Source organism: Microbacterium sp. NPDC057658 (assembly GCF_042799975.1).
Lineage (GTDB): Bacteria > Actinomycetota > Actinomycetes > Actinomycetales > Microbacteriaceae > Microbacterium.
In genome coordinates, this window is record NZ_JBHVHT010000001.1 from 2702659 (window position 1) to 2728465 (window position 25807).

Annotated in this window: 21 protein-coding genes and 1 tRNA gene; 9 read left to right on the forward strand and 13 right to left on the reverse strand. The window is 66.0% G+C overall.

The features are described 5' to 3' along the window. Positions 1–45: 45 nt before the first annotated feature. The 7 genes from ACFU8V_RS13045 to ACFU8V_RS13075 form a co-directional block, all read right to left on the reverse strand. Entirely contained in the window at positions 46–501 is a 456-nt protein-coding gene (locus ACFU8V_RS13045) for a DUF6389 family protein (RefSeq protein WP_366215465.1), read from the reverse strand. Positions 502–509: 8 nt separating this feature from the next. Beyond that, positions 510–860, reverse strand: coding sequence for a hypothetical protein (locus ACFU8V_RS13050; protein ID WP_303708935.1), 351 nt, complete (start codon positions 858–860; stop codon positions 510–512). 85 nt (positions 861–945) lie between these two features. After that, on the reverse strand, positions 946–2409 hold the full coding sequence (locus tag ACFU8V_RS13055; protein ID WP_378871665.1) for a purine-cytosine permease family protein: 1464 nt from the start codon (positions 2407–2409) through the stop codon (positions 946–948). Between the two features lie 69 nt (positions 2410–2478). Then, a complete protein-coding gene (locus tag ACFU8V_RS13060) occupies positions 2479–4122 on the reverse strand; it encodes an amidohydrolase (RefSeq protein WP_378871668.1) in 1644 nt (547 codons plus the stop codon). A gap of 19 nt (positions 4123–4141) precedes the next feature. Beyond that, positions 4142–5242 (reverse strand): C45 family autoproteolytic acyltransferase/hydolase, encoded by a 1101-nt coding sequence (locus ACFU8V_RS13065; protein ID WP_378871671.1) that lies wholly within the window; start codon positions 5240–5242, stop codon positions 4142–4144. Further along, complete coding sequence (locus tag ACFU8V_RS13070) at positions 5239–6960, reverse strand: amidase (protein ID WP_378871674.1); 1722 nt, start codon at positions 6958–6960, stop codon at positions 5239–5241. The genes ACFU8V_RS13065 and ACFU8V_RS13070 overlap by 4 nt, the downstream gene beginning before the upstream one ends. Then, on the reverse strand, positions 6957–8000 hold the full coding sequence (locus tag ACFU8V_RS13075) for an agmatine/peptidylarginine deiminase (protein WP_378871676.1): 1044 nt from the start codon (positions 7998–8000) through the stop codon (positions 6957–6959). The genes ACFU8V_RS13070 and ACFU8V_RS13075 overlap by 4 nt, the downstream gene beginning before the upstream one ends. Positions 8001–8072: 72 nt before the next feature. Here ACFU8V_RS13075 and ACFU8V_RS13080 point away from each other — a divergent pair, with 72 nt between their 5' ends. From ACFU8V_RS13080 to ACFU8V_RS13090, 3 genes are all read left to right on the forward strand, one after another. Then, positions 8073–8711: a TetR/AcrR family transcriptional regulator gene (locus tag ACFU8V_RS13080; protein ID WP_378871679.1), complete on the forward strand. Its 639-nt coding sequence runs from the start codon at positions 8073–8075 to the stop codon at positions 8709–8711. 46 nt (positions 8712–8757) lie between these two features. Next, positions 8758–9216, forward strand: coding sequence for a hypothetical protein (locus ACFU8V_RS13085; protein ID WP_378871682.1), 459 nt, complete (start codon positions 8758–8760; stop codon positions 9214–9216). Between the two features lie 81 nt (positions 9217–9297). Beyond that, on the forward strand, positions 9298–10269 hold the full coding sequence (locus tag ACFU8V_RS13090; protein WP_378871685.1) for a hypothetical protein: 972 nt from the start codon (positions 9298–9300) through the stop codon (positions 10267–10269). A gap of 311 nt (positions 10270–10580) precedes the next feature. Here ACFU8V_RS13090 and ACFU8V_RS13095 read toward each other — a convergent pair whose 3' ends face one another. The 4 genes from ACFU8V_RS13095 to ACFU8V_RS13110 form a co-directional block, all read right to left on the reverse strand. Further along, a complete protein-coding gene (locus ACFU8V_RS13095; protein ID WP_378871688.1) occupies positions 10581–14249 on the reverse strand; it encodes a DNA-binding protein in 3669 nt (1222 codons plus the stop codon). Beyond that, positions 14246–17038 carry a DEAD/DEAH box helicase family protein gene (locus ACFU8V_RS13100; protein WP_378871691.1) on the reverse strand — a complete coding sequence of 931 codons (2793 nt, stop codon included), beginning with the start codon at positions 17036–17038 and terminating at the stop codon, positions 14246–14248. The genes ACFU8V_RS13095 and ACFU8V_RS13100 overlap by 4 nt, the downstream gene beginning before the upstream one ends. Further along, positions 17022–18989: a site-specific DNA-methyltransferase gene (locus tag ACFU8V_RS13105; protein WP_378871694.1), complete on the reverse strand. Its 1968-nt coding sequence runs from the start codon at positions 18987–18989 to the stop codon at positions 17022–17024. The genes ACFU8V_RS13100 and ACFU8V_RS13105 overlap by 17 nt, the downstream gene beginning before the upstream one ends. 349 nt (positions 18990–19338) lie before the next feature. After that, positions 19339–20199: a hypothetical protein gene (locus ACFU8V_RS13110; protein WP_378871697.1), complete on the reverse strand. Its 861-nt coding sequence runs from the start codon at positions 20197–20199 to the stop codon at positions 19339–19341. A gap of 48 nt (positions 20200–20247) precedes the next feature. On the opposite strand from ACFU8V_RS13110, the gene ACFU8V_RS13115 reads away from it, so the two are divergent. Then, positions 20248–20709 (forward strand): tyrosine-type recombinase/integrase, encoded by a 462-nt coding sequence (locus ACFU8V_RS13115; protein ID WP_378871700.1) that lies wholly within the window; start codon positions 20248–20250, stop codon positions 20707–20709. A gap of 4 nt (positions 20710–20713) precedes the next feature. Here ACFU8V_RS13115 and ACFU8V_RS13120 read toward each other — a convergent pair whose 3' ends face one another. Further along, positions 20714–21733, reverse strand: a complete 1020-nt coding sequence (locus tag ACFU8V_RS13120; protein ID WP_378871703.1) for a hypothetical protein — start codon at positions 21731–21733, stop codon at positions 20714–20716. 103 nt (positions 21734–21836) lie between these two features. Beyond that, a tRNA-Pro gene (locus tag ACFU8V_RS13125) sits at positions 21837–21910 on the reverse strand. Positions 21911–22017: 107 nt separating this feature from the next. Here ACFU8V_RS13125 and ACFU8V_RS13130 point away from each other — a divergent pair. The 5 genes from ACFU8V_RS13130 (at position 22018) to ACFU8V_RS13150 (ending at position 25686) form a co-directional block, all read left to right on the forward strand. After that, on the forward strand, positions 22018–22626 hold the full coding sequence (locus tag ACFU8V_RS13130; protein WP_378871706.1) for a GNAT family N-acetyltransferase: 609 nt from the start codon (positions 22018–22020) through the stop codon (positions 22624–22626). Further along, the gene (locus ACFU8V_RS13135; protein WP_378871709.1) at positions 22623–23078 is read left to right on the forward strand and encodes a hypothetical protein; all 456 of its coding nucleotides are present in this window, start codon (positions 22623–22625) and stop codon (positions 23076–23078) included. Before ACFU8V_RS13130 ends, ACFU8V_RS13135 begins: the two co-directional genes overlap by 4 nt. 62 nt (positions 23079–23140) lie before the next feature. Beyond that, positions 23141–23809, forward strand: a complete 669-nt coding sequence (locus ACFU8V_RS13140; protein ID WP_378871712.1) for a lysoplasmalogenase family protein — start codon at positions 23141–23143, stop codon at positions 23807–23809. After that, positions 23809–24183: an RNA-binding S4 domain-containing protein gene (locus tag ACFU8V_RS13145; protein WP_025105136.1), complete on the forward strand. Its 375-nt coding sequence runs from the start codon at positions 23809–23811 to the stop codon at positions 24181–24183. The genes ACFU8V_RS13140 and ACFU8V_RS13145 overlap by 1 nt, the downstream gene beginning before the upstream one ends. A gap of 39 nt (positions 24184–24222) precedes the next feature. Continuing rightward, the gene (locus ACFU8V_RS13150) at positions 24223–25686 is read left to right on the forward strand and encodes an HNH endonuclease signature motif containing protein (RefSeq protein WP_378871716.1); all 1464 of its coding nucleotides are present in this window, start codon (positions 24223–24225) and stop codon (positions 25684–25686) included. Positions 25687–25807 lie beyond the last annotated feature (121 nt).

A 25807-nucleotide genomic window follows, 5' to 3' on the forward strand; every position in this document is an offset into this window, starting at 1 on the left:
CCGAGCCGCTAGGTTCCGGAGCCGGATGGGACGGTCAGGAGCGGGTCAGGCGTAGCCGAGATCGGGAGCACCCACCCAGAAGAGGCCCTCCCTCGCGCCGGCCGGGAGCAGGCCTTCTATCCATTCGGCGACGACCACGAGGACGGCTTCCTCCAGGCGATCCCGCGTCCATCCGCGCGGGCGCGAGGGCACCGCGGGCTCCCAGCCGTCCGCGGTCCACTCCACACCGAACAGGTGGCGCTGGTCGTCGAACAGCCGGTCCAGGTCGAAGGCGTCGGCCCCGTCGAACCGCGCCCAGACGTCGAAGGGGCCCTCGCCGTCCTGGTCGACGAAGACGTCGATGAGGATCGCTTCCACACCGCTCTCCGCTTCGACGGCGGCCCGATGTAGGTCACCGAGCGCGGCGGCGACGCGCTCGCTCTCCCCGTCGAGCACGGTTCGCAGGGCGCGGGCGTAGGGCTCGGTGCCGTCCGCCTGCTCTGCTGTCTCCGGAGCGCTCATGGAAGGTGTCAGGCCTCGGAGTCGAGGAGCTCGAGGAGCTTCCGCAGCTCGTCCCTGATCTCCGTGTGGTCATACTGCCCGGCGCGGCTCTCCCCCGAGATCACGCCGGAACGACGCACCTTCCGGAAGTCGCCGAACGGAAAGCTGTACGCCTTCTTCGTCTCGAGGTTCTCGCTCTTGTCGATGCCGAGATGCCAGTGGGCGAACTCCGTCCACCCGTGCTCGTCGATGAAGCGGTTCTCTTCTTCGGCGCTGGGCGCCGCCTCTGACCAGTCGTCGCGTTCGTCCCGCACGACCTTGCCGTCGCGGACGAGGGAACGCGCGAGCTTCAGCGCCGGTCGGTTCAGTTCGATAGCCATGACTCCGACGTTAGGACGCGAGGCTGTGGCGTCGCACCCCCTTGACCCGTTCCACTGCGGCGGACGGAAAGCGGCGGCCTCCGGCTCAATCGCCGATCTGCGTGCGCACCGTCCGTCCTGCGAGCAGGACGTACAGGCCCACCGAGACCAGGAGCCCGACCGGCACCGAGAGGTCGAGCCCGCCCAGTGCCGCGCCGAGCGGGCCGGTCCACACCGTCGTCGACAGGAACATCGCGGTGGCGAAGCCACCGGCGACCACGGAGACGAGACCCGGGATGCCGAAGCCGCCGGTGTACCAGAACCTGCCGCCGGGCCGCTCGTCGAACAGGTCGGTCCCGGAGTACCGGTTGCGGCGCAGGACGATGTCGGCGACGTAGACGCCCATCGTGGGCACGGAGATGATCAGCAGGAACTGCAGCATCAGGTTGACGGCGCTGATCAGGTCGGATGCCACGACGAGCACGATCGTGAACGCGCAGCCGAGCGCACCGATGAGGATCGCGGAGGGGATGCGGCGGATCGGCACGCCGATCGACTGCAGGGCCATGCTCGCCGTGTAGGTCGTCATGCCGTTGAGCGAGATGCAGTTCACCAGGACGCCGAGCACGAACAGCGGGGCGAGCCACACCGGCAGCTTCTCGAGCAGGGAGTACTCGATGCCGTTCGCGAGACTGTCCGGCCCGATGGAGCCGCCCAGCACGACGCCGAAGGCGGTGATGAGCACCGCGGGGAAGAGCTGCCCCAGCGCGGTCGCGCCGATGATGCCGGACGCTTTGGTGTCGCGTGGCAGATAACGGGCCATGTCGGCGCTGTTGCTGAACGACAGCGGCGACGATGCCATCAACGCGAACGCGATCGTGACGCTCACCCACAGCGGCAGTCCGCTGAGCGGCGCGGGCTGCGCGAACCCCCAATCCAACGCGGGGGCGATGAAGCCGATGACGAGTGCGAAGATCACGAACAGCCCGATCGAGATCGCCAGGCAGGCCTTCAGGATGAGGGCGTGACCGTACACGGCGACGACCACGGTGATCGTCGAGACCACGACCGCCACCAGGATCGATGCCGCGATCGGATCGGGGAAGCCCCACCGCACGAGCAGTTCGCCGCCGATGAATGACGCCGCCACCCAGTTCAGCGCGACGAAGACGCCCGAGATGAACCAGCCGTAGAACGCGATGACGATCTTGTTGCCGTGGATGCCGTAGATCGCTCGCTGGACCACCGAGCCGGAGGTGCCGGCTGCCGGTCCGGAGATGGCGACGATACCCGGCAGCAGAGCGAGCGCGCTCGATGCCAGAATCACGAGCAGCGCCTGCCAGATCTCCAGGCCGAGCACGAGCGTCATCGAGGCGCCGACCGTGATGTTCAGCACGCTGACGCCCGGTGCGCTCCAGACGAAGAACAGATCGCGCGCTCTCCCGTGTCGTTGGGCGTCGGTGATGAGTTCGATGCCCCGCGTCTCGGGGGTGCTCGCGGAGTCGACGAAGTCGGATTCGGATCCGGGCGCGACGGCACCAGGAGCGGGGATGGCGGATGTGTCGGACATGACGGTCCTTCCAGGACGGGCACCCTCCTGCGTCACTGCAGGGGGCGTTCGGGATTCAGGAGCGGGAGCTCATGGCCGCCGGTAGGCGACCTCGCCGTGCACGAGGGTGAGCAGCACGGCACCGGTGAGCAGGTCGTCGGTCGGCGCGGACAGCGGGTCGATGTCCAGCACGGCGACGTTCGCGAAGAAACCGGGCGCGATCCGGCCGTAGGCGTCGTCGATCGCACCGACGTGGGCCGCGCCGGACGTCGCCGCAGCGAGTGCCTGCGCGGCGGTGAACGCACGCTCGGGGTGGTACGGCGGCAGCGCGCGGTCGATCGAGGATCGCCCGGACATCGCGATGAACAGGTTGTGCAGAGCCTCGTGGGGTGCGGTGGGGGCGTCGGTACCCAGCGCGATGGGAACATCGACGTCGCGGAACCAGTTCCACGGGAAGCCGTCCTCGGCGCGCTGATCTCCGAGCATCGCCATCCAGTTGTCCAGGATGGCGGGGTCGCAGTGCACCGGCTGCATGGATGCCGCGATGCCGTGCGCGCGCATCCGTGCGACCGTCTCGGGCGCGACCGACTCCAGGTGCTCGATGCGCGGGCGGCGGGCGGTGCCGGTGCCGTTCGCCCGCTCGCAGGCCTCGACGAGGTCGACGGCCAGTGCGCTCGCCGCGTCTCCGATCGCGTGCATCGCGAGCTGCAGGCCGGCGCGGTCGGCGGCGATCGCGACCGGCGTCGCGGCCTCGCGGCTCCAGATCGGGTGGGCGTTCGAGCCGTCGGCGTACGGGCGCACCATCGCGGCGGTGCACGCGTCGATCACGCCGTCGAGGATGAACTTCACTCCGACGACCTTCAGCCATGGCGTGCCCGTGGCCTCGAGCTCGTCACGCAGCTGGACCGCACGCTCGACCTGGGCGAGATCGGATGCCGGGTCGCCGGTGGAGCTCAGCCACCAGTGCGCGGTGACCGGGAACGGCAGCCGACCGTCGCGGTCGAGCCGACGCCGCAGCGCCGCCATCGACTGCTCTGTCATCCCCATGTCGGCGGCACCGGTGACGCCGGCCGCCAGATACGCGGCGAAGGCGAGCTCCAGGTGGCCGTCGACCTCCTCCTCGGTCCGGATGCCGTCGAGATAGTCCGCGAGCAGATCCATGGCCGCGGTCTCGAGCAGGAACCCGGTCGCCTCTCCGTCGCCGTCCCGCACGACCTGGCCGCCGATCGGGTCGACGGTGTCGCGGTCGATTCCGGCAGCGCGCAGCGCGGCTGTGTTCACCCAGGTGCTGTGGAGGTCGTTCGCGTCGAGGAGGACCGGGATGTCGTCGATCACCTCGTCGATCATCGCCGCGGTCGGCTGGGTGACGCCGTCAGGCAGAGCGTCGAACAGCCAGCTGACGCCCTCGATGATCGTCGCGTCCGGGTTCATCGCCCGCGCCTCGAGCAGCCGCTGCTGGATCTGTGCCACCGAGGTGCAGTCGCGGAGTTGCACCTTGCCCTGCGCGTGGCCGAACATCGCCAGGTGCGCGTGCGCCTCGATGACACCGGGCATCACGAACGCCCCGCCGAGGTCCACGACCGCGGCACCCTCCCCTGCCGCGGAGCGGACCTCCGTCTCCGTGCCGACAGCGAGGATGCGATCGCCGCGCACGGTGAACGCGGACTGCACCGGAGCATCCGCGAGCCCGTCGAAGACGGTGGCGTTGCGATAGACGGTGGCGGTGTCGGTCATGGTGGTCCCTTCGATCGGGTCAGAGCGCCAGCGCCAGATGCGGGCGGGTGGCGGCTTCAGCCGGAGTGCCGTCGAGCACGTCGGCCCGGCGACCGACGGGGTCGAGCACGACGGTGGCCAGGCTGGCCCACCGCTGTCCCATCGGAAGCGCGAGGTCGGGTACGCATGTCACCGGAGGCTCGCCGTCGCCGGTCACGAGCATGGCGCGCAGCTGCTCGGCATCCGATGGCGCGCCGACCGACAGCAGTCGGTCTCGCAGGAACTCCCATCGCAGACCGGAGTCGGGCTGGTACAGCCAGGTCTTCTCGTGCGCCGCCGGCGCTTCGGTGAGGAAGTGGTTGGTGCGTAGCCAGGTGCCTTCGGTGATGGCGGGCGCGGAGAACACGCCTTCGGGGCTGATGTCGAGCAGCACCGCGTCGCCCGCGGCGTCGAAGAGCGCGAACGAGCCGGAGCTCGTGACCGGCGCCTCGCGCACCAGTTCGACGGCGTGCGCGACACTGGAGGCCTCCTCGAGCACGAGAGCGGCGAGCACGTGCATCGGGATGCCCTCGGGCCGGTCGGACCGGTGCCCCAGGATGTTGAAGTGCAGCGCGACGCCGGCGCTGTTCAGGCCGATCTTGCCGAGGATGCCGCATTCGGTGAGCCCGGCGTAGTCGTGGACGCCGCGCGAGATGATCGTGTGCCAGTACGGCGCGATCTCCATGTGCCAGTCCCACGTCTGCACGCCGAGGGTGCGCGCGCGGCCGTCCGCATCGCGGATCGAGCGCACGATGGTCGAGCACTCCCCCGGCGGTACGGCGACGCTGCGGGAGAGGATCTCCGTTCGCCCGTTCAAGGCTGCGACGCGCCAGATCTCGGCGTCCGCACCGGCGGCGATGCCCTCGATCTGCGCGCGCAGCACCGGACGGTGGGCGTCGACTGCGTCGAGCAGCCGCTCGGCGTCGTCGCGCACGGTCTTCTCGTCGACGGCGCCGAGGCGGAAGAGCCGATCATACGCGTCGATCGTGCCGGGCAGAGTCTCCCGCAGCTGCCTGCCGCGCTCGACGCCGCGCCGGAACGGATCCGAGCCATCGGCCATGATCTGCAAGCGCCGCTCCGGACGCGGGAAGGGCGACGTCACGAGAGTTCCTCTCCGGGAAGAGCGGGAGTGCGCGGCGGTGCAGTACGGCGCTCGCCGGTCGCCTCGAACGCGGCGGCGAGGCGCAGCAGGGCGGTGTCGTCCCAGCCGCGGCCCGCGATGCTCAGCCCCACCGGCATCCCGATGTCTGCCGTCGTGCCCATCGGCACCGTGACGGTCGGGATGCCGAGGTGACGGATCGCGAGGTTCCCGTTCGCGACCCACACGCCGTTGCGCCAGCCGGCGTCGGCGGATGCCGGGTTCACGTCCATGTCGGCGGGGCCGATGTCGGCGACCGCGGGGAAGATCACGGCGTCGAGGCCGAGCGCGTCCATCCACTCCTCGAGGTCGACGCGGCGGGTCTCCTCGAGCCCGCGCACACCCTCCTCGAGATACGGGATGTCGGTGAATGACGCGTACGGGCGCTCGCGGACGAAGGCCGGATACTCGGCGATCTCGTCGTCGAAGCCGGTGTAGCGATCCGGGAGGGCACCTCCCGGATGCGGGAAGATGCTCGCGCCGTCGACGAGGTCGAGCCGATCGAGCGCGGGGTCGCCGTTCGCGCGCAGGAAGTCGTCCCACGCCCAGGCCGAGAGATCCTCGATCTCGGAGCGCAGGAACCGCTCGGACACCAGTCCCCTGGTGCGCACGGTCGGCGCCCCGGCGCGGTCGCCCTCGTAGTTGGTGACGACCGGGAAGTCGACGTCGACCACGTGGGCGCCGGCGTCTTTGAGGTCTCGACGTGCCTGCTCCCAGAGGTCGATGACGGACGCCCTGGTCACGATGCGCTGCCCGGTGGCGCCTCCGATGGTGGTGCCGGTGCCGGCATCCGGATCGGCATTGACGTACATGCGCGGCACGCCGAAGCGCCGGCCGGCGAGAGCGGAACGAGGGTCGGCCGCGGCGAGGTCGCGGTACGACGCCGGACGCACCTCGGATGCGGCAGGGATACGCACCCACGGCTGGGCGCGCCAGAAGTCGCCGCGGACGTCGGTGTCATCGGCGACGATCACGTCGAGCACCTCGAAGAGATCGGCCATCGTACGGGTATGCGGCACCACGACGTCCATCGTGGGCACCAGCGGCCAGTTGCCGCGCACCGAGATGACGCCACGGCTGGGCGTGTATGCGCAGAGGGCGTTGTTCGACGCCGGTGCCCGACCGCTCGACCAGGTCTCCTCGCCGAGTCCAAAGGCAGCGAAGCTCGCGGCGGTCGCGGTGCCGGATCCGTTGGAGGAGCCGGATCCGAACGCACTCGTCAGCCAGTCGGCGCTGTACGGGCTCTCCGCCCGTCCGTACACACCGCGCTGCATCCCGCCGTTCGCCATCGGCGGCATGTTGGTCAGGCCGAGGCAGATCGCCCCGCCGGCCCTGAGCCGTTCGATCGTGAACGCGTCCCGCTGCGCGACCAGATCCGCGAACGCCGGGGATCCGCATGCCGCGGTGAGCCCGGCGACGAGGTAGCTGTCCTTCGCGGTGTACGGGATGCCGTCCAGCGGGCCGAGCGAGTGCCGGGCCGCCCTGCGTGCATCGGACGCCGCGGCTTCGGCGAGTGCGTCGGGGTTGCGGACGACGACCGCGTTGAGTGCGGTCTCGGTGCCGGGTGCGTCGTACGCGTCGATGCGGGCGAGATAGGCCTGCACCAGCGCGACGCTCGTCGCTGCACCGGTCTCCAGCGCTCGCCGCAGGTCCGCGATGGATGCGTCGACCACGTCGATCATGCGGGCGCCTCGCTCGTCGCCGGCTGCTGCTGGGTGATGCAGTGGATGCCGCCGCCGCGTGCGAAGATCGGGCGCGCGTCGACGGTCACGATCTGTCGCCCGGGGTACGCGGATCCGAGGATGTCCCGCGCACGGGCGTCGGCGGCGTCCTCACCGAACCCGCACGCGATCACGGCATCGTTCACGACGAGGTGGTTGATGTAGCTCCAATCCACGTAGCCCTCGTCGTCGCGGAGGGTCTCGGGGGCCGGGACGTCGATGATCTCGAGCGGGCGGCCCGCGGCATCCGTCTGGTCCTGCAGGAACGCCTTCAGCTCCCGCGTGACGACGTGGTCGGGGTGTCCCGCGTCGTCCTGGCGGTGCAGCAGCACCCGGCCCGGAGCGGCGAACGCGGCGACGATGTCGACGTGCCCGTTGGTGCCGAACTCGTCGTAGTCGCGCGTGAGGCCTCGCGGCAGCCAGATGGCAGCGGTCGCGCCGATCGTGCGTGCGAGTTCGGCCTCGACGCGGCCTCTGTCGGCGTAGGGGTTGCGGTTCGGGTCGAGCTGCACGGTCTCGGTGAGCAGCACCGTGCCCTCGCCGTCGACGTGGATACCGCCGCCCTCGTTCACGAGCACCGAACTGATGTGCTCGGCTCCGACGTGTGCGGCGACGATGCGTGCGATGCCGGCCGACACCTGCCACTCGGCCCATGCGGGCGCACCCCAGCCGTTGAAGATCCAGTCGACCGCGCCGAGGACGCCCGGCCGATCGTCGTCGAGGACGAAGGTAGGGCCGAAATCGCGCATCCAGAACTCGTCCAACGGCGACTCGACGATCTCGACGGCCGAGCCGAGCATGTCCCGCGCCCGCGCCATCTCGGTCGGGTCCACGACCATCGTCACCGGTTCGAACTCGGCGATCGCCAGGGCGACGTCGGTCCACGCGCGGTACGCGGTGTCGCGCCAAGCAGCACCGTCGCCCAGGGTGACGCCCACGCGCGGAAACGCCATCCAGGTGCGTTCGTGCCGATCGCCCTCGTGCGGCATCCGCCAGCCCATGTCATCTCCTTTGCCGACAACGGGTTGTTGGTCACGTGACCAATACAGGAATGTTCCTACACTGGAGGCACCATGTCACCATCCGATACGCGTCCACGAACCAGGAAGACGCCGGAGCAGCGCGCCGGCGAGATCTACGACGCCGCGATCGCGATCGCCGGGGAGAAGGGACTGTCCGCACTGACGCTGCGGGCGGTCGCCAGCAGGGCAGGGGTGGCGCCGGGGCTCGTCTCGCACTACGCATCGAGCATGGATGAGTTGGTCGCGCGCACCTTCCGCGAGCTCACGGCATCCGAACTGGACGACGTCCGCACCCAGGCCGAGACCGAGAGCGAGCCGGCGGCACGGGTGGCACGGATGATCTCCACGGTCCTCAGCAGCGATCACGACGACATCACGCTCGTCTGGGTGGACGCCTGGTCCCTCGGCCGCGGCAGTGCAGCGCTGTCGGCGGCCATCGACGAGCAGATGGGCGCCTGGCAGTCGTTCATCGCGCAGCTCATCGAGGAGGGCCGGAGCTCCGGCGTGTTCCGCACCGACGACACGGATGCCGTGGCCTGGCAGATCCTCGCCATGATCGACGGCATCGCAGCACATGCGCTGACCCGCCGCACCGACGCCGCGCTGTTCGCCGCTCGGTTGGCGCAGGCCTGCGAGACGCTGGTCAGCGCGCCCCAGGGGGCGATCGCGGAGCTCCTTCCCACGCGCTGACAGTCGCGGAGGGCGTGCCCTCTTCGTGCCCTCGGCGATCCCAGGAATGCAGAAGGGCCGGAACCTCGTGCGAGATTCCGGCCCCGAAATGGTCGGGCTGTTCTCCTCCCATTCGAAACAAATCCAACAGGGGCGGAAGCTCCTTCAGGAAGCCCGCATCCCCGCCGCGCAACAGCAAACGGTGCCTGAACCGACTCCTCCGCGGTCACTCCCACGCATCACGAAGGAGCGTCTCATCGCCATCGCTGCAGACTACGAAGCAGGCATGTCCGCCTACGGCCTCGCTGAAAAGTACGGACACAACCGCGGCACCATCATGAAGCACCTCGCCCAGGCTGGTGTCCGCTCACGCGTCGCCGTCCCCACGGACGCCGAAGTCGCTGAGTTGCGGCAGCTCCACTCCCAAGGCCTCGGCTACAAGACCATCGCCCGGCAGGTGGGGCGGAACCACAAGACGGTACGGAAGTACCTCTCCCCGGGCGCCGAGCATGAACAGTCTTCCTAACGCGACTTCAGGCCAGCGCGGACGGGCGTCGGCGCATCCGTCTATCGCCTACGTGTCGGCCGTCCTGGAGAAACTGGATGCATGGATCTCAGCCTCAACGACGCTCAACTGCTCCAACTCCAATGGGTCGCCGATGGCGCCTACCTCGCGAACCCGCCCAGCGAGACTTTCAAGACGAGTGCACCCGCACTCCACTCCCGCGGACTCGTCGTCCTGGAGAAGCGGCGTGGACACAGGAGCATAGAGATCACCGAGGCAGGGAGGTTCTACCTCGAGCATGGGCACCACCCTGATACTCCAGCTTCGAAACCACCAGTTCGCGCAACCTCGTCACCCTCGCAAAGGACAAAGCCCAAGTCCGAAGCCGAAGCGGACTCGAAGCCGAATGCCGAGGCTGCACCTGAGAGTCCAGCAAAGCCGGAACGCATCGTCAAAGATGAGACGATCCCGATGCCGGAGCAGGTGCGGCGGCCACACCAAGCAGTGAAGGAGCTCGTCGACCAAAAGGCCCGCCTCGATGTCCCGATCGAACACCGGCAGCGAGCGCTCCTCATCTTGTATGCGCTCACCCAAGAAGCCATTCGTCGCGGCTGGGAGGTCATTGCCAATCCCTCCACGTTCAAGACCGACGAATGGAACGGACACCGGACACGTGTCTCTCCCGGACCAGACCTCTTCTCAATCGATGCCGGGGATGCGCCAACCGCGATTCGATTGAGGATGCAGCAGAAGCGCGTTCCTCACGTTCCAACGGAGAAGGAACTCGCTGAGAAGGCCAGGTACAGCTGGACACGCATCCCGAGCCACGACTATATCCCGACCGACCGAATGCGGCTCGAAATCCGGTCCAGCACCTACGACGTTCTCAACCTCGACGACACCGTCGCCACTCGCATCGAAGACAAGCTCCTGCGCGCCATCGGGAAGATCGAGCAGCTCTCCGTCAAGGCACGAGAGGCCGCAGAGCACCGGCGCCAAATGGAACTCCAACGACAAGAAGCACAGAGTCGCGCCGAGGAACTCCGCAAGCGCGCCAGTCGGTACGGCAGCTAGCTTGAAACACTGGAGCAACTCCGCGACGACTTCGTACGGCACCGCGATCTGGCTGATGTCGTGGCGGGCCTCCGCGACGCCGTTGCCCGGCGCGGCCCCGACCACGAGTACGCGGCACAGCTCGGCGACTACCTCGACTGGTCGGAAGCCCACCTTGCAGAGTCAGACCCATTCCGCCGCATCTGGCCACCACAAGGCGAGCGACCTGACCTCAGCTTCGACGAGTGGCGCGAGTGGAAGCGGGAGCACCCTCAGAGCTGGCGATAGAAATTCGGTCGATGAACGTGACACCCGCCAACCCGATCGATCATCTATTTGAGCTTCTTGTTCACCTTGATCGGTGATGCCAACGGGTCGTACGAGTTGACGATGCCTTCTCGCTTGAGACGATCGAGTAGGGCGCGGTCCGCCGCCGTGTTCGAGATCCTCGGCTTGTCGTATCCAACGAAGGTCAGCTTGGCATAATCGCCGCCTAGCGACTGGAGAGTCGTGAGGAGCCGGTCCCTGGCGATGCTGGCGATATGGCTCTCCAGCAACGCCACGACGTGCTGTGCGGGCACGGCACCACGCGCCATCAGGACGACAACCTTCTCTGACACCGGCTTCTTCTGCTGGATGGCCAACTTGGCAAGCTGGGTCAGCCCCGCCGTACCCGCTTCCTCAGCGAACTCGTCGGCGCGAGCGAGGATCGCTTGCTTGACCGCGTCGTCCACCTTCGCGCTCAAGAGAAGCGGCGCAAGATCGCTCCCAACATGGCCAGGTGTGACGTAGGCCTGGAACTTAGCCGAGACATGAATGAACGCCTCACGCGTCGGCCAATCCGTTGCGACGAGGCGCTCGTACGACGCCGCGTCATCGGCGATGACGTTCCGCTTCCGCAGGCAGGCAAAAAGCTCGCCCTTCTCGGTCGGAAGGTCGTCGACGTTGAGATAGTCCTCGAGTATCAGGCTCTCTACCAAACGCGCCCGAAGGTCAGCAGACGGAAGCACTGCGCTCGCGCTCAAGATGGTCTTAGCGAGGGATTCCTTAGCGTCTTCCTCCGCGCTGACCGCCTCAGAGATTGTTCCGTTATCCGCAAGCAACGCCGCAAGATGCCGATCGATCGAGCCGACCGACTCGACGTAGCCCGTAACGTTAACGAAAGTGGCCGGGAACCGCTGGTACTTAGCCAGAACGGGCCAGGCTCCCGACGTGACGTCGCTGAGGGCTTCGACCACACATTCTTCCGCGGCGCCAGAGACAACACGATCCAGGTGGGTGTCGTGACCGCGTTCCAACACTTCTTCAATTACCTCAGCGAACTGCCGGACACCGTCAACCGTTGTGTACTCGCTCTCATCAATCGCATCCAAGTAGTCAGTGAGGTTGCCAAGGCAGTACTCATAGACTGCGTCGCTCTCCGAGGCAAGCGAGTCCAACGCGAGGCTTGTTCCGGGCCCGACTGCCGTCATGAGGTTGGCGAGTGTGATCTCGTAGAGGTTGCGGGCAACGAGCTCGCGCCGCAGGTTCTCACGACTGGGCGCGAGGATTGGGACAACGACTCCGGCCGCCGCGAAGAGGTCGGCGATACGCACCGCCTGAGCAGTTGTGGTCTTGTCAGAGGACACCGTTGGAAACTCCGCATAGTGCTCGAGAAGATAGGCCGAAGTCGCCTCGTCCGTGCGGTACTTCGTGTCAGCGACGAGGCTCGCGAGAACCGCGTCGACAAGCTCGAGCCGCAAGGACTCGTCCAGCTCTACCTCACGGACGAGATACATCAGCACTCGCGAGAACTTTGGCGTCATTCTTTCGATCAGCTGCCTGCGGTGGCTTCCGGAATCGAGATATGCCCGGAGGAACTGCTTCTGCGCGTCGCCGAGACTCACCAAGGAGCGAATCATGATGTCGGCCGAGGCCGGGTCCGAATCAAGCAGGCGGTCGAGGATCGCGATGTTGTAAAGCGCCGACTCGTTCAGCGCCGGACGGCCTCGCTCGCGGATAACCGTGTCAACGTCGTCGGGCGTGAGCTCAAACTGCACGTCCATCGAGTCGCGCTCGACGTGATGGATGATGAAGTTCGTTGAAGTGGTGCTCACGCGGTCCCCGTGGAAAGTAGACGTGTAAAGCGTGAAGTCACGATCGATGAAGCCCGCCCGGACGAGCTGATACGCGAGGCCAGCCATAAGCAAAGTACGGGCAACAGCATCGAGGCTCTGGGCCTTGCCTTCGTAGTCGACGAGGAACTCGGGGCGCTGGATCAGCGCGCCCATGTCTGCACCACGAAGGAACTTGATCGCCTCAGACTTCTCGGCAATCTCCTCTCGCAGCTCTTCTCGGGCTGCTTCGTCCCACGCCTCGGCATCGATGGGATCACCGAGCGATGCTGCGAGACTCGTCCGGGTGAAGGTGAGCGAATACCTGTTGTAGTTGTAGGTCGTTGTCCAGTGCAGGGTCGCGTCGTCGGTAGAGGCGAACTCGCGCCAGAACGCAGCGCTTTTCAAATCTGCCTCTGAGCGATTCGCGCCGCCAAATGCGAACGTCGCGCTGCTCTGCTGCGGCATCCCTGCGGATCGGGCTGTCCGACTGACGTGGGCGATCAGCCGTCGGCCGAGCAGGTCGCTGCGTGAGACTGCGCCGTCGATGCGCGCGAGTCGACGCTGGAGGGCGCGGCGTTCGCTCTCGATCCTCTCGATGTTGCTGACTACAAGATCTCGCCCGATGCCATAAAGGAGGTCGAGTTTGCTCTTGCCTATTCGGATCGCTTCGAAGTCACTCAGGTGTGTGCTCTTGTAGAGCATCATGGCGAAGAGCGCCGTTTGACTCAGGTCGAGCTGCTCGCCGTCCCCGGAGAAGATCCGGTCCCGGAAGACGATGAACTCATTGCGAACGTTGATAAGGAGTCGCATGTCGGGCACATACTGTGCGGCGAGGTCGAGCAGCTCCGGTTCGACGGCGTGCTGTACTCTTCCCAGAAGCTGAGTTGCCAAGTTGCGTGCGCTTCGGTGCGTAATGAAGGGCACGACAGGGATCACAAGGTCGAAGAACTTCGTACGGTTGGCACGTATGGTCTCCGCGAGCGCGGGGTCGTCGGCATCGACGATGCTCTGGTCAAGCTTTCGGCCTTGTTCCTCGAGGCCGATCTTGTCGAAGATGCTGTCCTTGATCGCGTAGATGAAGCGGATCTTCTTCTTGATCTGTGGGGCGCCGTTGAGCAAGGTGTTCAGCGATCGGAGGGTCTCGAAGATATGCGAGTTGTTGAATCGGTCGATGTCCTCGAAGATCACGATGTCTTGCTTCTTGGACACTTCGAAGAAGTGAACGATCTCATCGAGGTATTGGTCGAAGTACGAGACCGATTTCTCGTCGAGCGTGACCGTCGCCGCCCCGGCGCTGAACTGCTTGATATGTATCCGCCCGTATGAGAGCCAGCGGAAGCCGAAGACAGTTGCTGTGGCTGCGATCAGCATGATCAGGTGGATCCAGAGGCCAACGTCGACGAGCGGCTTGAACACCGTCGCGATCTGTGCTGACCAGCCGGTGAGCAAGAACGCGACCGCAACGACTAACCCGGCAAGCCCGGCAACGCCAAGCTCTCGCCGCCATTTGAAGCGTTCGATCCGCTCGAATCTCGACCCCGGCATCTTGCCGGGAGCCTCGCGGTACAGAAGCTGCTTGACGATCTCCTGCTGAATTTGATTGGTCGGTGTCGTGGCTTGCTTCGGCACCGATTCATCAAGACTCGAAGGCTCGATCGGCGCGAGTGTTGAGAGTGAAAGCTCTACGACGCGTCCGTCGAGTCGCTTCGCCAACTCACGCAAGATACTGCTCTTGCCAACGCCGTAGTTCCCGGACAGGGCGATGTTGAGCACCTGATCGTCCTGGAGCGCTGCTTCGATGGCGCCGACGTATCCGGCATGCTCATCCGGCAGGTAGGCCGGCGTGAGCGGCTCGAGGTTCCACCCGCTCGGTGAGCGTTCAACTTCCTCAGGGCTCCCGCTCACCAGGAACCCTCGCTCTCGTCCGGAGTGGTGCCGATTAGCAGCCCTGCTGTATTCGTCGTGTAGTTGTAGTCGACCGGCCCGATCGGTGCGGCATCGAAATGATGCTCAGCAAAGCGGATACGCATGGCCTCATCCCAGTCGAGGTCATCGAGGTTGCGCGTGTCCTTCGTCTCGCGAATAAGGTAGAGCCGCTGGCTGCCTCTCTCGTCATAGACGATGGCCCAGTCCGGCGAGTACTCGCCGACGGGTGTACGGACGCGGAAGCGGCGGGGCAGCTTGGTGAAAAGTTTGACGTTCTCGCGGTTGTTCTCCAGCTGCGCGGCAAAGGTGCGTTCAACGTGGCTGTCGTAGTCGACGTGGTCGTAGAGGTTCACGCCGCCCTCGGGCGCGACGATGACGCCGTTCATCGGATCGGGATTGCCGGGCAACGGCTGGGGCGGGTTCTTCGACTCGACTTCGAGGAACACGACTTCGGCGTCCCACCAGTCCGACTCCTCGATCGGTTCGTAAGTAATGCCGCGCACCATTTGCTCGATCGTCACGATCCGGATGGCGTTCGCGACTATGCGTGCCCAGCGGTCGGGGTCATCGAGTACATGCCGGGCATAATCGCGGTCGGGGTAGTTCAAAATCTCGCGCACAATCCCAGCGATCGTCAGTCGGGTGAGCTGTAGTGGGAACTTGCCGTACTGCAGCTGATCCTCGATGAGCTGCACGACATCGGGCAGCCGCTGGCCGACGACAACGATGCGCTCGCCACGGGACTCGGCAACAGCGGAGTCGGCCGTGATCACCTCGCCCTCGTCGTTGTAGACGAGATCAGCGGACTGCACCACATTGGCGCGGCGCTCGATGAACTCAAGGTCAGCCAGGTGTTCCGACGCGGCGACCACAACCCGGAGCGCATCCGGATCGACTGTCACGCGGTAGCGCGCCTTGTACCGGATGTGCTTCCAGAGATCGGCGAACTCGGGGCTCTCGAATAGGGCAGGGCGCCTACGGACGATAACCTCGTTGTCAGCGTTGTCGACCTCGGGCACAGCCTCGCCAGAACCACCACCGGAGGCGATGTACTCAGCGTTCAGGCCGTCGCGGAATTCCGTGAACGATTCGTCCACGATGAGCGTCAGCCTGTTGATCGCCGGGTCCATCACTCGGTGACCGTTCTGGTCGACCGGCAGACGCAGGCCACGGCCGATCTGCTGTCGACGTTCCAACTCCGAGCGAGTGTGGCGCAGGAAGCCGACCTGGAAGACATTCGGGTTGTCCCAGCCTTCCTTGAGCGCCGAGTGGGAGAAGATGAACGCGCGCGGGTTGGCGCGGTCGAGGATCAGTTCCTTGTTGGCGATGATCTCCTGGTAGGCGCGCGCTTCCACCTCAGCATCCGCTGCTCGACCAGACGTGTCCTTCAAGATGCCCGTCTTGGTCGACGGGAAGTAGGCAACTCGCAGCTCGGCAGGGTTAGGCATCTCGCTCTCGGGAAAGCCGGCCCGCAGCCACTCCTCACGGAACAGGTCATCGAACATCGCAGGCAAAACCGCCTCATCACCGGCGTAGTCGGCCACGCGCTCGACGAAGAACAGCGACAGCACCTTGACGTCACGGTTCATCGCGTCGATCTGTCCCTGACGCGCCAGGTGCGTGCGGATCGTATGGCGAATCTGATCGCGCCACACGGCCTCCGCATCTACCCCAGTCTCAGTTCCGGCCTGCACGACGAGTTTGTTCTCGAAGATCACGCGGTCGGGTTTGCGCTCGATACTGTCGACCACCAGGCCGCGGTACTGCGGCAAGTTGCCGGACTCCTCGAACAGGTCGGTGCCGTTCTGCAGCACCACAGGCACCCGTTTGCCGCCGGCCTTGTCGATGACGGCTTCGGCCATTAGGCGCTTGCGGACGCTCCGAAGCTTGTCGAGGCGGACGTAGGGCTTACCGTCCTCGCCCGCGACGATGCCCTTGACCGACACCCGCTTGACCAGGCCCGCTTCGGCGGCTTGCTTCGGGCCGAGCCGGTGCACGAGGTTGAACGGCTCCTTGTGGGTTGCGCTGTAGCGCAGCGCGACAAGCGGGTTCAGGGTGGCAATCGCCTGACGGCGAAGCGGCGTCGCCATGTTCTGCGGCTCATCAATCAGGACGACCGGACGCTGCTTTGCGATCTGTTGCACACCGCTCAATTCGTCGCCCCACAGCTGCGGCTGCTCTGCACTGGAGTAAAGCGTGTTCTTCTCCGGCTTGTCGAGCGCCTGCACACTAGCGATGAGGAACTGCACCGTGCCTGACGGCTCGCTGAAGTCGTTCAGCGCTGAGTTCTCGCCCAGCACACCCCATGAGTACGGGACGCTCGGATACTTCAAACGAAAGTGTTCCTCCGTCTGCTCGAACGTCTTGACCACGCCCGCACGGATCGCTATCGAGTGGACGAGGATGACAAACTTGCGCAGCCCGTACAGCTCTGCCAGACGAAGCGCCGTCGAGATGTAGACGTAAGTCTTACCCGTACCGGTCTCCATCTCAACGGAAAAGTTCGGGAACTCACGGTCCGTACCTTGCAGATCCGTCTCCGCCAGCAACTCGAGCTGCCCTTGCGGATCGACCGTCTCGCGCTCCGTAATCGCCTTCAGATTGGCGGCAAGGATCGTGCGCTCCAGGGTGAAGCCCGCATGCCCGTCCGCGCCAGGCGCCTGCCCAGCAAGCGCATTGCGCGGCGGCACCAGGGCACCCTCAAACAGGTCGACTACCGCAGAGACGGCGGCCGACTGGTGCGGCTGATCATCAAAGCGAAACTTCACGAGGCACCCGCTCCAAGAGAATCAGCTTTGACTGCAACCGCGGCGCCAACGTCAACGTCACCGAGTCCTCGACCTGATCACCGCGAAGGATCAGGGTGTCGTCGTCGCTCAGTCCCAGCGCATCTGCGGTCGCCAGCGAGAATGCACCGAGCGAGATCAAGAGACGACCCGACGTGCTCTCGCCCTCAGCGGGAGCGAACTCGTAGACCGTCACGCCGTCGACCTCGTGCGTGGTCATGCGCGCGTCAAGCTTCATACCAGTGGCCTTGATCGCCACCTCCCACGCAACATCGAGCGGCGCCGCGCCGTCGACAACCGGAGCTCCCGCCGTGTGATCGAGCACTTGGGTCAGGTAGCCCTGTCCGGTTAGCTCCGCCGAGGCGATGATCGGCTTCTCGATGATGAGGTTCGTCGGGCGAGTCCGGAAAATCCGGAAGCCCAGCTGCGGAGCATCGAGCGTCTCCTCCTGCAGAGAGGCTGCCGCACGGCGCAGGCGCTCAGCCGTCACTTCGAAGATCGTCTCGTACCCAGCGGCGATTGCGTTCTTACCCGAATCCTCGGAAGCGCTAGGCCGCTCCGGGGCCTGCACAAGAACCCAGTGACGGGTCTTACCGTCCTTCGAATTCTGCTCCCATACCGCCTGGCCCGTCGAACCAGACCCAGCGAAGAAGTCCAGGATCAGGTCACCGTCGTTGGTAATGGCATGGAAGAGACGGGCGAGCACCTCTGCGTCCTTCGGGTAATCGAAGACGGTGGCGCCCATGAGACTGTCGAGCGCCTTCGAGGCTGCCCGGCGATCTTTGTAGAAAACAGACCCCGGCGCCCACTCCTCGTGCTCGTGCAGATATGACTTGATCTTCAGACGTTGGTCGACACTCTCCGGGTAATAGATGCGGCCGTCAGCATCAAGCTGCTCCATGCGTTCGCGGCTGTAGGCCCAACCGTTCTGATGAGGCTTGTAGCCCTTGAAATCGTAGACGAGATTGGGGCGCGGGTTGGGGCTACGCAAGTTATCGGGGAAATAGACCCCTCGCTCGTCGACGTAGTTGAAGTGCTCGTGCGACTTGGATGCATGCTCGTCCGGGAGTGCACGGAACCAGGCGAGCAATCCACCATGGATTGCAGAGAAGTCCTTTCCATGACTACCACGAAGCTCTTCGACCTTGGTGTAGATCTCGTCTAGTCCGGCCTTCCGTTCACGCCAGCGTGCGTCCTGTTCACGCAGATAGGCGTGGTCGCGTGCATAGGCCACCACGTAGTCGTGACCAACCGAAATCTGCCGAGCGTCGTTCTTGCGACCGCCGTTCCACACGAAACTGCCGACGAAGTTCTCTGCGCCGAACACCGCGTCGAGCAGAAGCCGCAGGTGGTGCACCTCGTTGTCGTCAATGGAAACGAGGATCACGCCGTCACGGCGCAACAGGTGACGAGCCAGCGCGAGGCGGGGGAACATCATGGTCAGCCACGGCGCATGCTTGCGCCCACCGGTTTCGATCCGGCTGGTCGTTGCGTTGCCCTGGTCGTCGACCTGACCGGTCTCTTGCAGATACTGCCGCTCGGGCACCGCGAAGTCGTCGTTGTAGGTGAATGTGTCTCCCGTGTTGTACGGCGGGTCGATGTAGATCAGCTTGACGGTACGTGAGTAGCCGTTCTTCAGGAGCTTCAGCACCTGCAGGTTGTCGCCCTCGATCAGGACGTCGCGGGCGTCAGGCCAGTGCACGGAAGCATACTCATCGGGAATGAGCGTTGCCGTGGTCGGGACGCGCGCGTCCTGGCGTGCTCGCTCGATACCAGGCCAGCTGAAAGAGAAGGCAGGCTTGACCTCGCCGTCGAGGCCAAGCGCCCCGAGCAACGCATCGCGGTCAAGTTCCCCGTCGAGGAAGGCACTGGGCACCAGGTCGCGGAGCTGGACGAGCAGCTCGTCGTGAGCGTCCCGGGTCTCGTCCGGCACCGACGGAGTCATCGAGCGACCTCCTGGCGATGGGCGTCACGGTTACGCGTTGTGCTGCTGGGGCCGTGCGACCACCTGGTGCTGAGCGTTGTCATGCTGTGCTGGTTCTCCTCCGCGCTGAGGCGCGTCTTAAGTTGTGCTCTCGGGGCGTGTCCCACGCTACCGGGGAGCACTGACACCGCTAGAGTGCCGCGCCGCCTGGCGGTGGTGATGCTCGACTCAGCCGGGAGCGGAACCACTCAACCTGACGCTGATATCTGTGCCGATTGTCGCATGTTTATGCGATTTCGTGAAGATGTGCAGATCTGGCACTCGCGGCCCCGAACCTTGCAACGCCAATGCGACCGCGTCAGCGGATGAGGCGGTGAATAAACCTGATCGCTCCTTCAACACGCGTCTTGATCGCGCCGAGCTGACCGAGGCTGAATGCGCCCGCGCCGCCGTGGGTGCCGCGGTTGAACTCGTCGAAGAGGGCGATGACGCTGTTGATGTCGTCATCGACGAACTCCGTCAGAGCCTCGTGCTCGCCCCGGCGCTTGATGAAGTACTGGATCCGTGCGCGCCGGGAAACACCACCATTGGGGGTCTTCGGGTAGTCAGGGGTGGCCTGTTGGACAGCCGCGTCGGGTGCTTCCGTTTCGAGGATCGTTGCGATGATCTCGCGAGCGCTGGTGCAGAAGTGTCGTGCCGCGTCTGGATTCTGAGGGCTGAGCGCGTAGAGCGCTCCTCGCCAGCGGGAGTCGAGGTGGGAGTTGATCTCGGCAAGTTCGCCCGCAATCTCCGTCTTCTGGAGTTCCGGCAGGTCCTCCGTCGCCTCGCTCGGGTCAGCAAGCAGGGAATTGAGAGCGGCAACGCTGTTCGCAGCTTCGCCCTCGGCCAGATCGAGCAGGTTGCGCTCGTCCTGCCAGGCGCCGCTCTCGGCGGCGGACTCAACCCGCGTGAACGATCGCTGCAATGTCTGCACTGACGTCGTGTAGGTCACGTAACGCGTCGACGATGACCGCGAGTTTAGCCTTGCGAGCTCGCGCTGCAGCCGGTGTTGGTTCGCGCGCACCTTGGCGTTATGCGCCCGGGCAGCACTGTTGTACTGGTTGATCGCCTGGTTGAGCTTGCGCACGCCCTGGTTGTACTGGTTGATGGCCTGACGCTGCTTCTGCTGCGCCTGGCGAAGCTGAGCCTTGAGCTGTGCAGGAGAGATGCGACGGACCACGGACTACCACCGAATCCTGTCGGCCTTAAACTCGATGCGAGTGCCGTCGTGGATCATCTGGGCATATTCGCAGAGTTCCGGCTCGGTGATGCTCCCGCCGTCACGGGCGAAGAGACGCTGAGGGCGGGCTTGATCTGGTCGATCGGAAGACCACGCAGCCGTTCCATCTCGCGCGTCATCAAGGTGCCAGGCCACAACAAGCTCAGCTACGAACGCGCCTTCGACCCCAAGGGCTTCTACCGGTACACGTTCAAGCCTGCCGCCACCCGCGCCGGTCTCGACGGCCTCCACTTCCACGAGCTGCGCCACACCTTCGCCACGCTGGCGTTGGAGTCCCGGGCGCTCGACATGCATGAGCTATCGCGCGCCATGGGCCACGCGAGCTACGCCATCACCGACAAGATCTACGCGCACGTCCGTCCTCGCAACTTCAGCGCACACCGCGCTGCCTTTTCCGCGCATATCTTGGCCGGAGCCCGACCTGCGGCGATCGTAGCGATCGAACGCTAGGAAGTCAGTAGGGATCCTGATCGGCGTAGTACTCGCTCGCATCGACGAAGTGTGGCTCTCCCTCGTGCTCCTCAATGTCGTCGAGCCCGGAGAGCTCATCGTCCTGTGCATCGAGGATCAGGCCGCAAACGGGGCACTGCAAGATCATGGGAACGAGGACGACCTCAAACATCACCGAGGCACTCTCGGGATACCCTTCGCTGTCATAGTCGACTTCGAGACTGCCCTCTTCACCGTGCTGACGGAGGTACGTGACCCAAGCACGGCGCTCGCACGATGGGCATTTGTGCTCATGATCCTCTGAGTCATCAGCGATCAAGACCGAGGAATGTCGCGACTCAAGCGCGGTAAGCGTCGGTTCCAGTTGCGCCTTCGGAATTCCAGCGACGAAGTCCTTCAGCCTTGCCTTTGCTGCGGCGATCTTGCTACTGACCCGAGCCGCGATCTCATTCTCGAAGTCCGCGCTGATTCCGGCCGCCACGCCAGCCAACTCCACACCCCAGTAATCTTCCCGAGTCAGCCCAACCTCCTCGATCAGTGCTTCAGCTACGCGAACAAGCCTCCGAGCAGCAAGTTCCAAGGATGCGGCAGCGACCAACCCCGAATGGGCTGCGCCATTCCGAACACTCATGATGAAATCGACGTCTGACCGCAGCGAGGCCATCGTCGGGTGCGCCTTGAGCAGAATCGTCAGCACCTCGGACGTCGGAATCGTGCGCAGCTCCAAAGGGTCGCTGAGCGTCCTCGCGCCGGATAACGCGAGCACTGAGTCGTGATGGGTCCGAAGCGCCAAGAGCGATGGGCTCAACCGAGCGAGTGCGGCGCGCACTAACCACTCGGTGGCCGCCCCAGCCTCCAGGGCGGTTCGAAGCTTCTCGTAGAGTCCATCGTTGGTGTAGTTGAGGAGCGTTGCTCGCGCCGCTTGCGTTGACGCCGCGGCCATGCTGGTGGCGAGCCCGGACACGGGAGCGACGCCGATGCTTACGCCCTGACTTTTTGCCTGTGTCTCGACCATGATGTCCATATTGGCAGTAGCGCCCCCAGCTGGAGCCCGTTTGGAGCCCCTTGGCGATTCCCAGACATGCAGAAGGCCCGGAGACTCTCGCGAGTTTCCGGGCCTTTCTCGGTCGGGCTGACAGGATTTGAACCTGCGACCCCTTGACCCCCAGTCAAGTGCGCTACCAAGCTGCGCCACAGCCCGTTGTTCTGCACTCTCGCGCAGGCAACTCCCCTATCTTAGCCGCACCGGAGGCCCTCTCGCGAACCGAGGCGTTGCGGGGTGTCGGAAGCTGCTTGTACCGTCGCTGCATGTCGACGATCACGACCGCGCTCGCGACGACCGCCCGCTGGGACGACGTGCAGCACGCGCTCACAGGCGGCGGCGATGGGGCGAGCTGCCAGTGCATCTGGCCGGTGCTGCCGAACAAGGACTGGAATCAGACGACCACGCCTCAGCGCACGGAGATGTTCCGCGCCGAGATCGACGAGGGTCCCCCTCCGGGGCTGGTCACGTACGTCGACGGCGAGGCCGCGGGCTGGATCCGCATCGGACCGCGCACCCGGCAAGCTCGGATCCCCCGCACTCGCATGATCGCCGCGTCGAGCACCGAGCCGTTCGACGACGCGTCCGTGTGGGCGGTCACCTGCTTCGTCGTCCGCAGGGAGCATCGGGGCACCGGGCTCAACGCCGAGCTGCTCGACGCCGCGATCGCCTTCGCCCGGAAGTCCGGCGCCCGCCTCATCGAGGGCTATCCGGTCGACACCCGCGGCGAGAAGCAGCGCGCGAACGATCTGTACCACGGCACGCTCGGGACGTTCCTCCGCGCGGGTTTCACGGAGAAGGCGGTGATGAAGCCGGGGCGCGTGCTCGTCGCCCTCGACCTGGCGCAGAGCGGGACCGATAGCGTGAAGGGATGAGCGACGCGCACTCCTCCCTCGACGATCCCGACCTCGGCCTGCTCCAGCGGGCGACCTCCGAGCTCGACGACGGTTCCGTCCTCACCCACGACTGGTTCGTCGGCAGCGTCCAGGTCGACGGCAGCACCTACGAACTGATGGTCGAGGGCGCGTCGCCGGACGAGGTCGCTCCGCTGCTCCCCCGGCTGCGTGCGGTCGTCGCCGCCCTTCCGGGCCTCCGCCGCGTCGCCTCGGACGCCGTAGTCACGACGTTCAGCACCGGCGATCCGGACCCCACCGGCCTCGACGAGGCGGCGGACGACCTCGACCTCGAGACCATCGAGGCCTCCGGTGACGGCACCGTCGTCCTCCACTTCACCGACTCCTGCGGCGAGCACTTCCCGGAGGGCTACTGGCCCGCCGTGCACCTCGATGCCACGGGTGCTGTGGCGACGGTCACCGTCGAGTCCTGAAGCAGGCAGACCCGATCGACCGCCTTCGAGACGACATGCCCCTCCGGTCATACGATGGAGGGATGCAGCGCCGCACCCTCCCTCCCGCGATCGTGTGGGCGTTCGTCCCCTACGCCGTGGTCTCCGCCTTGCACGTCGTGCTTCTGGCGCTCGGCCACGATCTCGCGGGTCCGACGAAGCTGCTGCTCATGCCGCTGCTCGCGGTGCCGGTCCTCGTGGCTGCGCGACGGATCCATCCACCCGTGACGGTGGCCCTGCTCCTCGTCGCCCTGCTCTTCTCCTGGCTGGGTGACGGCGCGGGCGCACTGTTCCCCGCGGCCCCCGAGCTTCCGCTCATGCTGGGCTTCTTCGGCCTCGCGCACATCGCCTACATCGTCCTCTTCGCCCGCCACCTGGCGCGCCGCCGCCTGCCGTGGTGGACGGCGATCTACGCCGTCTGGTGGCTCGCGATGATCCTCGCCCTCGGCCCACACACCGGCCCGCTTCTCATCGGCGTCGCGCTGTATGGCCTGCTCCTCGCGGGCACCGCGGCGTTCGCAGCGCGATGCCATCCGCTCGTCGCGACGGGCGGGGCGTTCTTCCTGGCGAGTGACACGATCCTCGCTCTCCGGCTCTTCCTCCCCGACGCCCTCCCGGCCTGGAGCAGCCCCGCCGTGATGCTCACGTACACGCTCGGCCAGGGGCTGATCGTCGCCGGCGCCCTCGTTTCCCTGCAGCGGAAGGAAGCCTGATGGTTGACAGTGCGCGGGTGGACAGCTGGCTCTGGGCGGTGCGCGTCTACAAGACCCGGTCCGCTGCGACTACCGCATGCCGCGCGGGGCATGTGCGCGTCAACGGCGACAAGGCGAAGGCTGCACAGGCGGTTCGCGTGGGCGATGAGCTCCGCATCCGCATCGCGGGCTTCGATCGGATCCTGATCGTGCGCCAGATCCTCGTCAAGCGCGTCGGCGCACCGCTGGCCGCCCTCGCGTACGAGGACCGGACGCCGGAACGCGAGCCGCAGGCAGCCCTCGGCGTCCGGGACCGCGGCGCCGGACGACCGACGAAGCGGGAGCGTCGGGACATCGACCGCCTCCGCGGACGAGGCGATATACAACACGACTGAACCCTTCCTCGATTCGAACATAAGTTCTAAAATCGAGGTATGACGAACCAGCCGACCGCACCTCTCGACTTGGAGGAGCGGAGGCGCGTGCGAGACGCCTGGACGGCGACACGTCGACGCATCGCAGCGCTGGAGGCAGAGGCTGCGGAGCTGCTGGTGGCGCAGATCGCTTTCCATGACGAAGACGTGGCCGCGGCCCCGCACCACCGCGATGCCATCCACCGCTCGATGGTCGCCGAGTACGCCGCGGCGGCGCGTCTTTCCACCGGCACCATGGAGTTCGCGTTCGCCGATGCTCTCGCCCTGAGCACGGCACTCCCCCGCGTGCGAGAGGCCTTCCACACAGAGTCTCTGAGCTCCTCGCACGTGCGGGAGATCGCGCGGGTGAGCGCGATCGTGGCCGAGGCCATCCGCAACCGCGTCGTCGCGCCCGAGACGATGGCGCTGTTCGAGACGGCGGTGCTCGTCGTCGCCGAAGCCGAGACCGCGGCGCGCACGCGGGTGCATGCCCGCCGCGTCGCCTCCGCGCTTGTCGGCGAGACGATCACGGAGCGACACCGCCGCGCCGCGGACGAGCGCTGCGTCACGGTGCGATCGGTCGACGACGGCCTCGCGGTCCTGACGGCGATCCTCCCGGAGTGGGCGGCCGTGGCGATCGCCGACCGGCTGAATCAGCTCACCCGCACGGTCATCCGGGCCCGTGATGCGGGTCCCGCGCGTGATGCGGGGACTGCGCGTGATGCGGCGTCGGGGTCGGATGAAGCGACGCCGCGTCTGGCACCTGCGCACCACGAAGTGCTGACCGCCGACCGCTTCGCGACGGATCGCCCGTGCGGCGAGGCTCGGTCGGACCCGACGATCTCCAGCGTCGATGGCGGCATCTACGCCCTCGACCCCGAGGCCGAATCGCTCCCCGCAGACACCCGCACCTGGAGCCAGGTGCAGGCCGACCTTCTGACCGATCTGCTCCTCACCGCCGATCCGAGCGCCGTCGAGGGCGACGGCCTCACCGGGGTGCGGGGTCGCCTGCAGGTGACCGTGGCGGCGACGACCCTCGCCGGACTCGACGACCGTCCGGCGGAACTGGACGGACACGGTGCTCTTCGCCCGGACATCGCTCGGGCTCTGGCCGGTCGCGACGGCGGCTGGACCCGCTTGTTCCTCGATCCGCACGGGCAGGTCATCGAAACGAACGCCTACAGCCCGACCGAGGGCATGCGCCGGTTGCTTCGGGCCCGCGATCAGCACTGCCGGTTCCCGGGGTGTCGCCAGCCGGTACACCGCTGCGACATCGACCACACCTGGGATCACGCGAAGGGCGGCCCGACCCGCGTCGACAACCTCGCGCACCTCTGCCGCGGACACCATGTGCTGAAGCACCCCGGTATCCCGGAGCCTCAGCGCTGGACGGTACGGCAGCACCCCGGCGGGGTCCTCGAATGGCGAAGTCCCCTCGGCGCGGTCCACACCGATCACGCCCCACCACGGGTCGCCTTCGTCTGAAACACGCCGCCATCACGACGACGGGTCCTTCGAGCGCGGTGACTGATCTCCGCCACGCCACGCCACGCCACGCCACTGTACGAGTCCCGGGATCCGCGGAGCGTGGCGGCCGCGTCTCGCT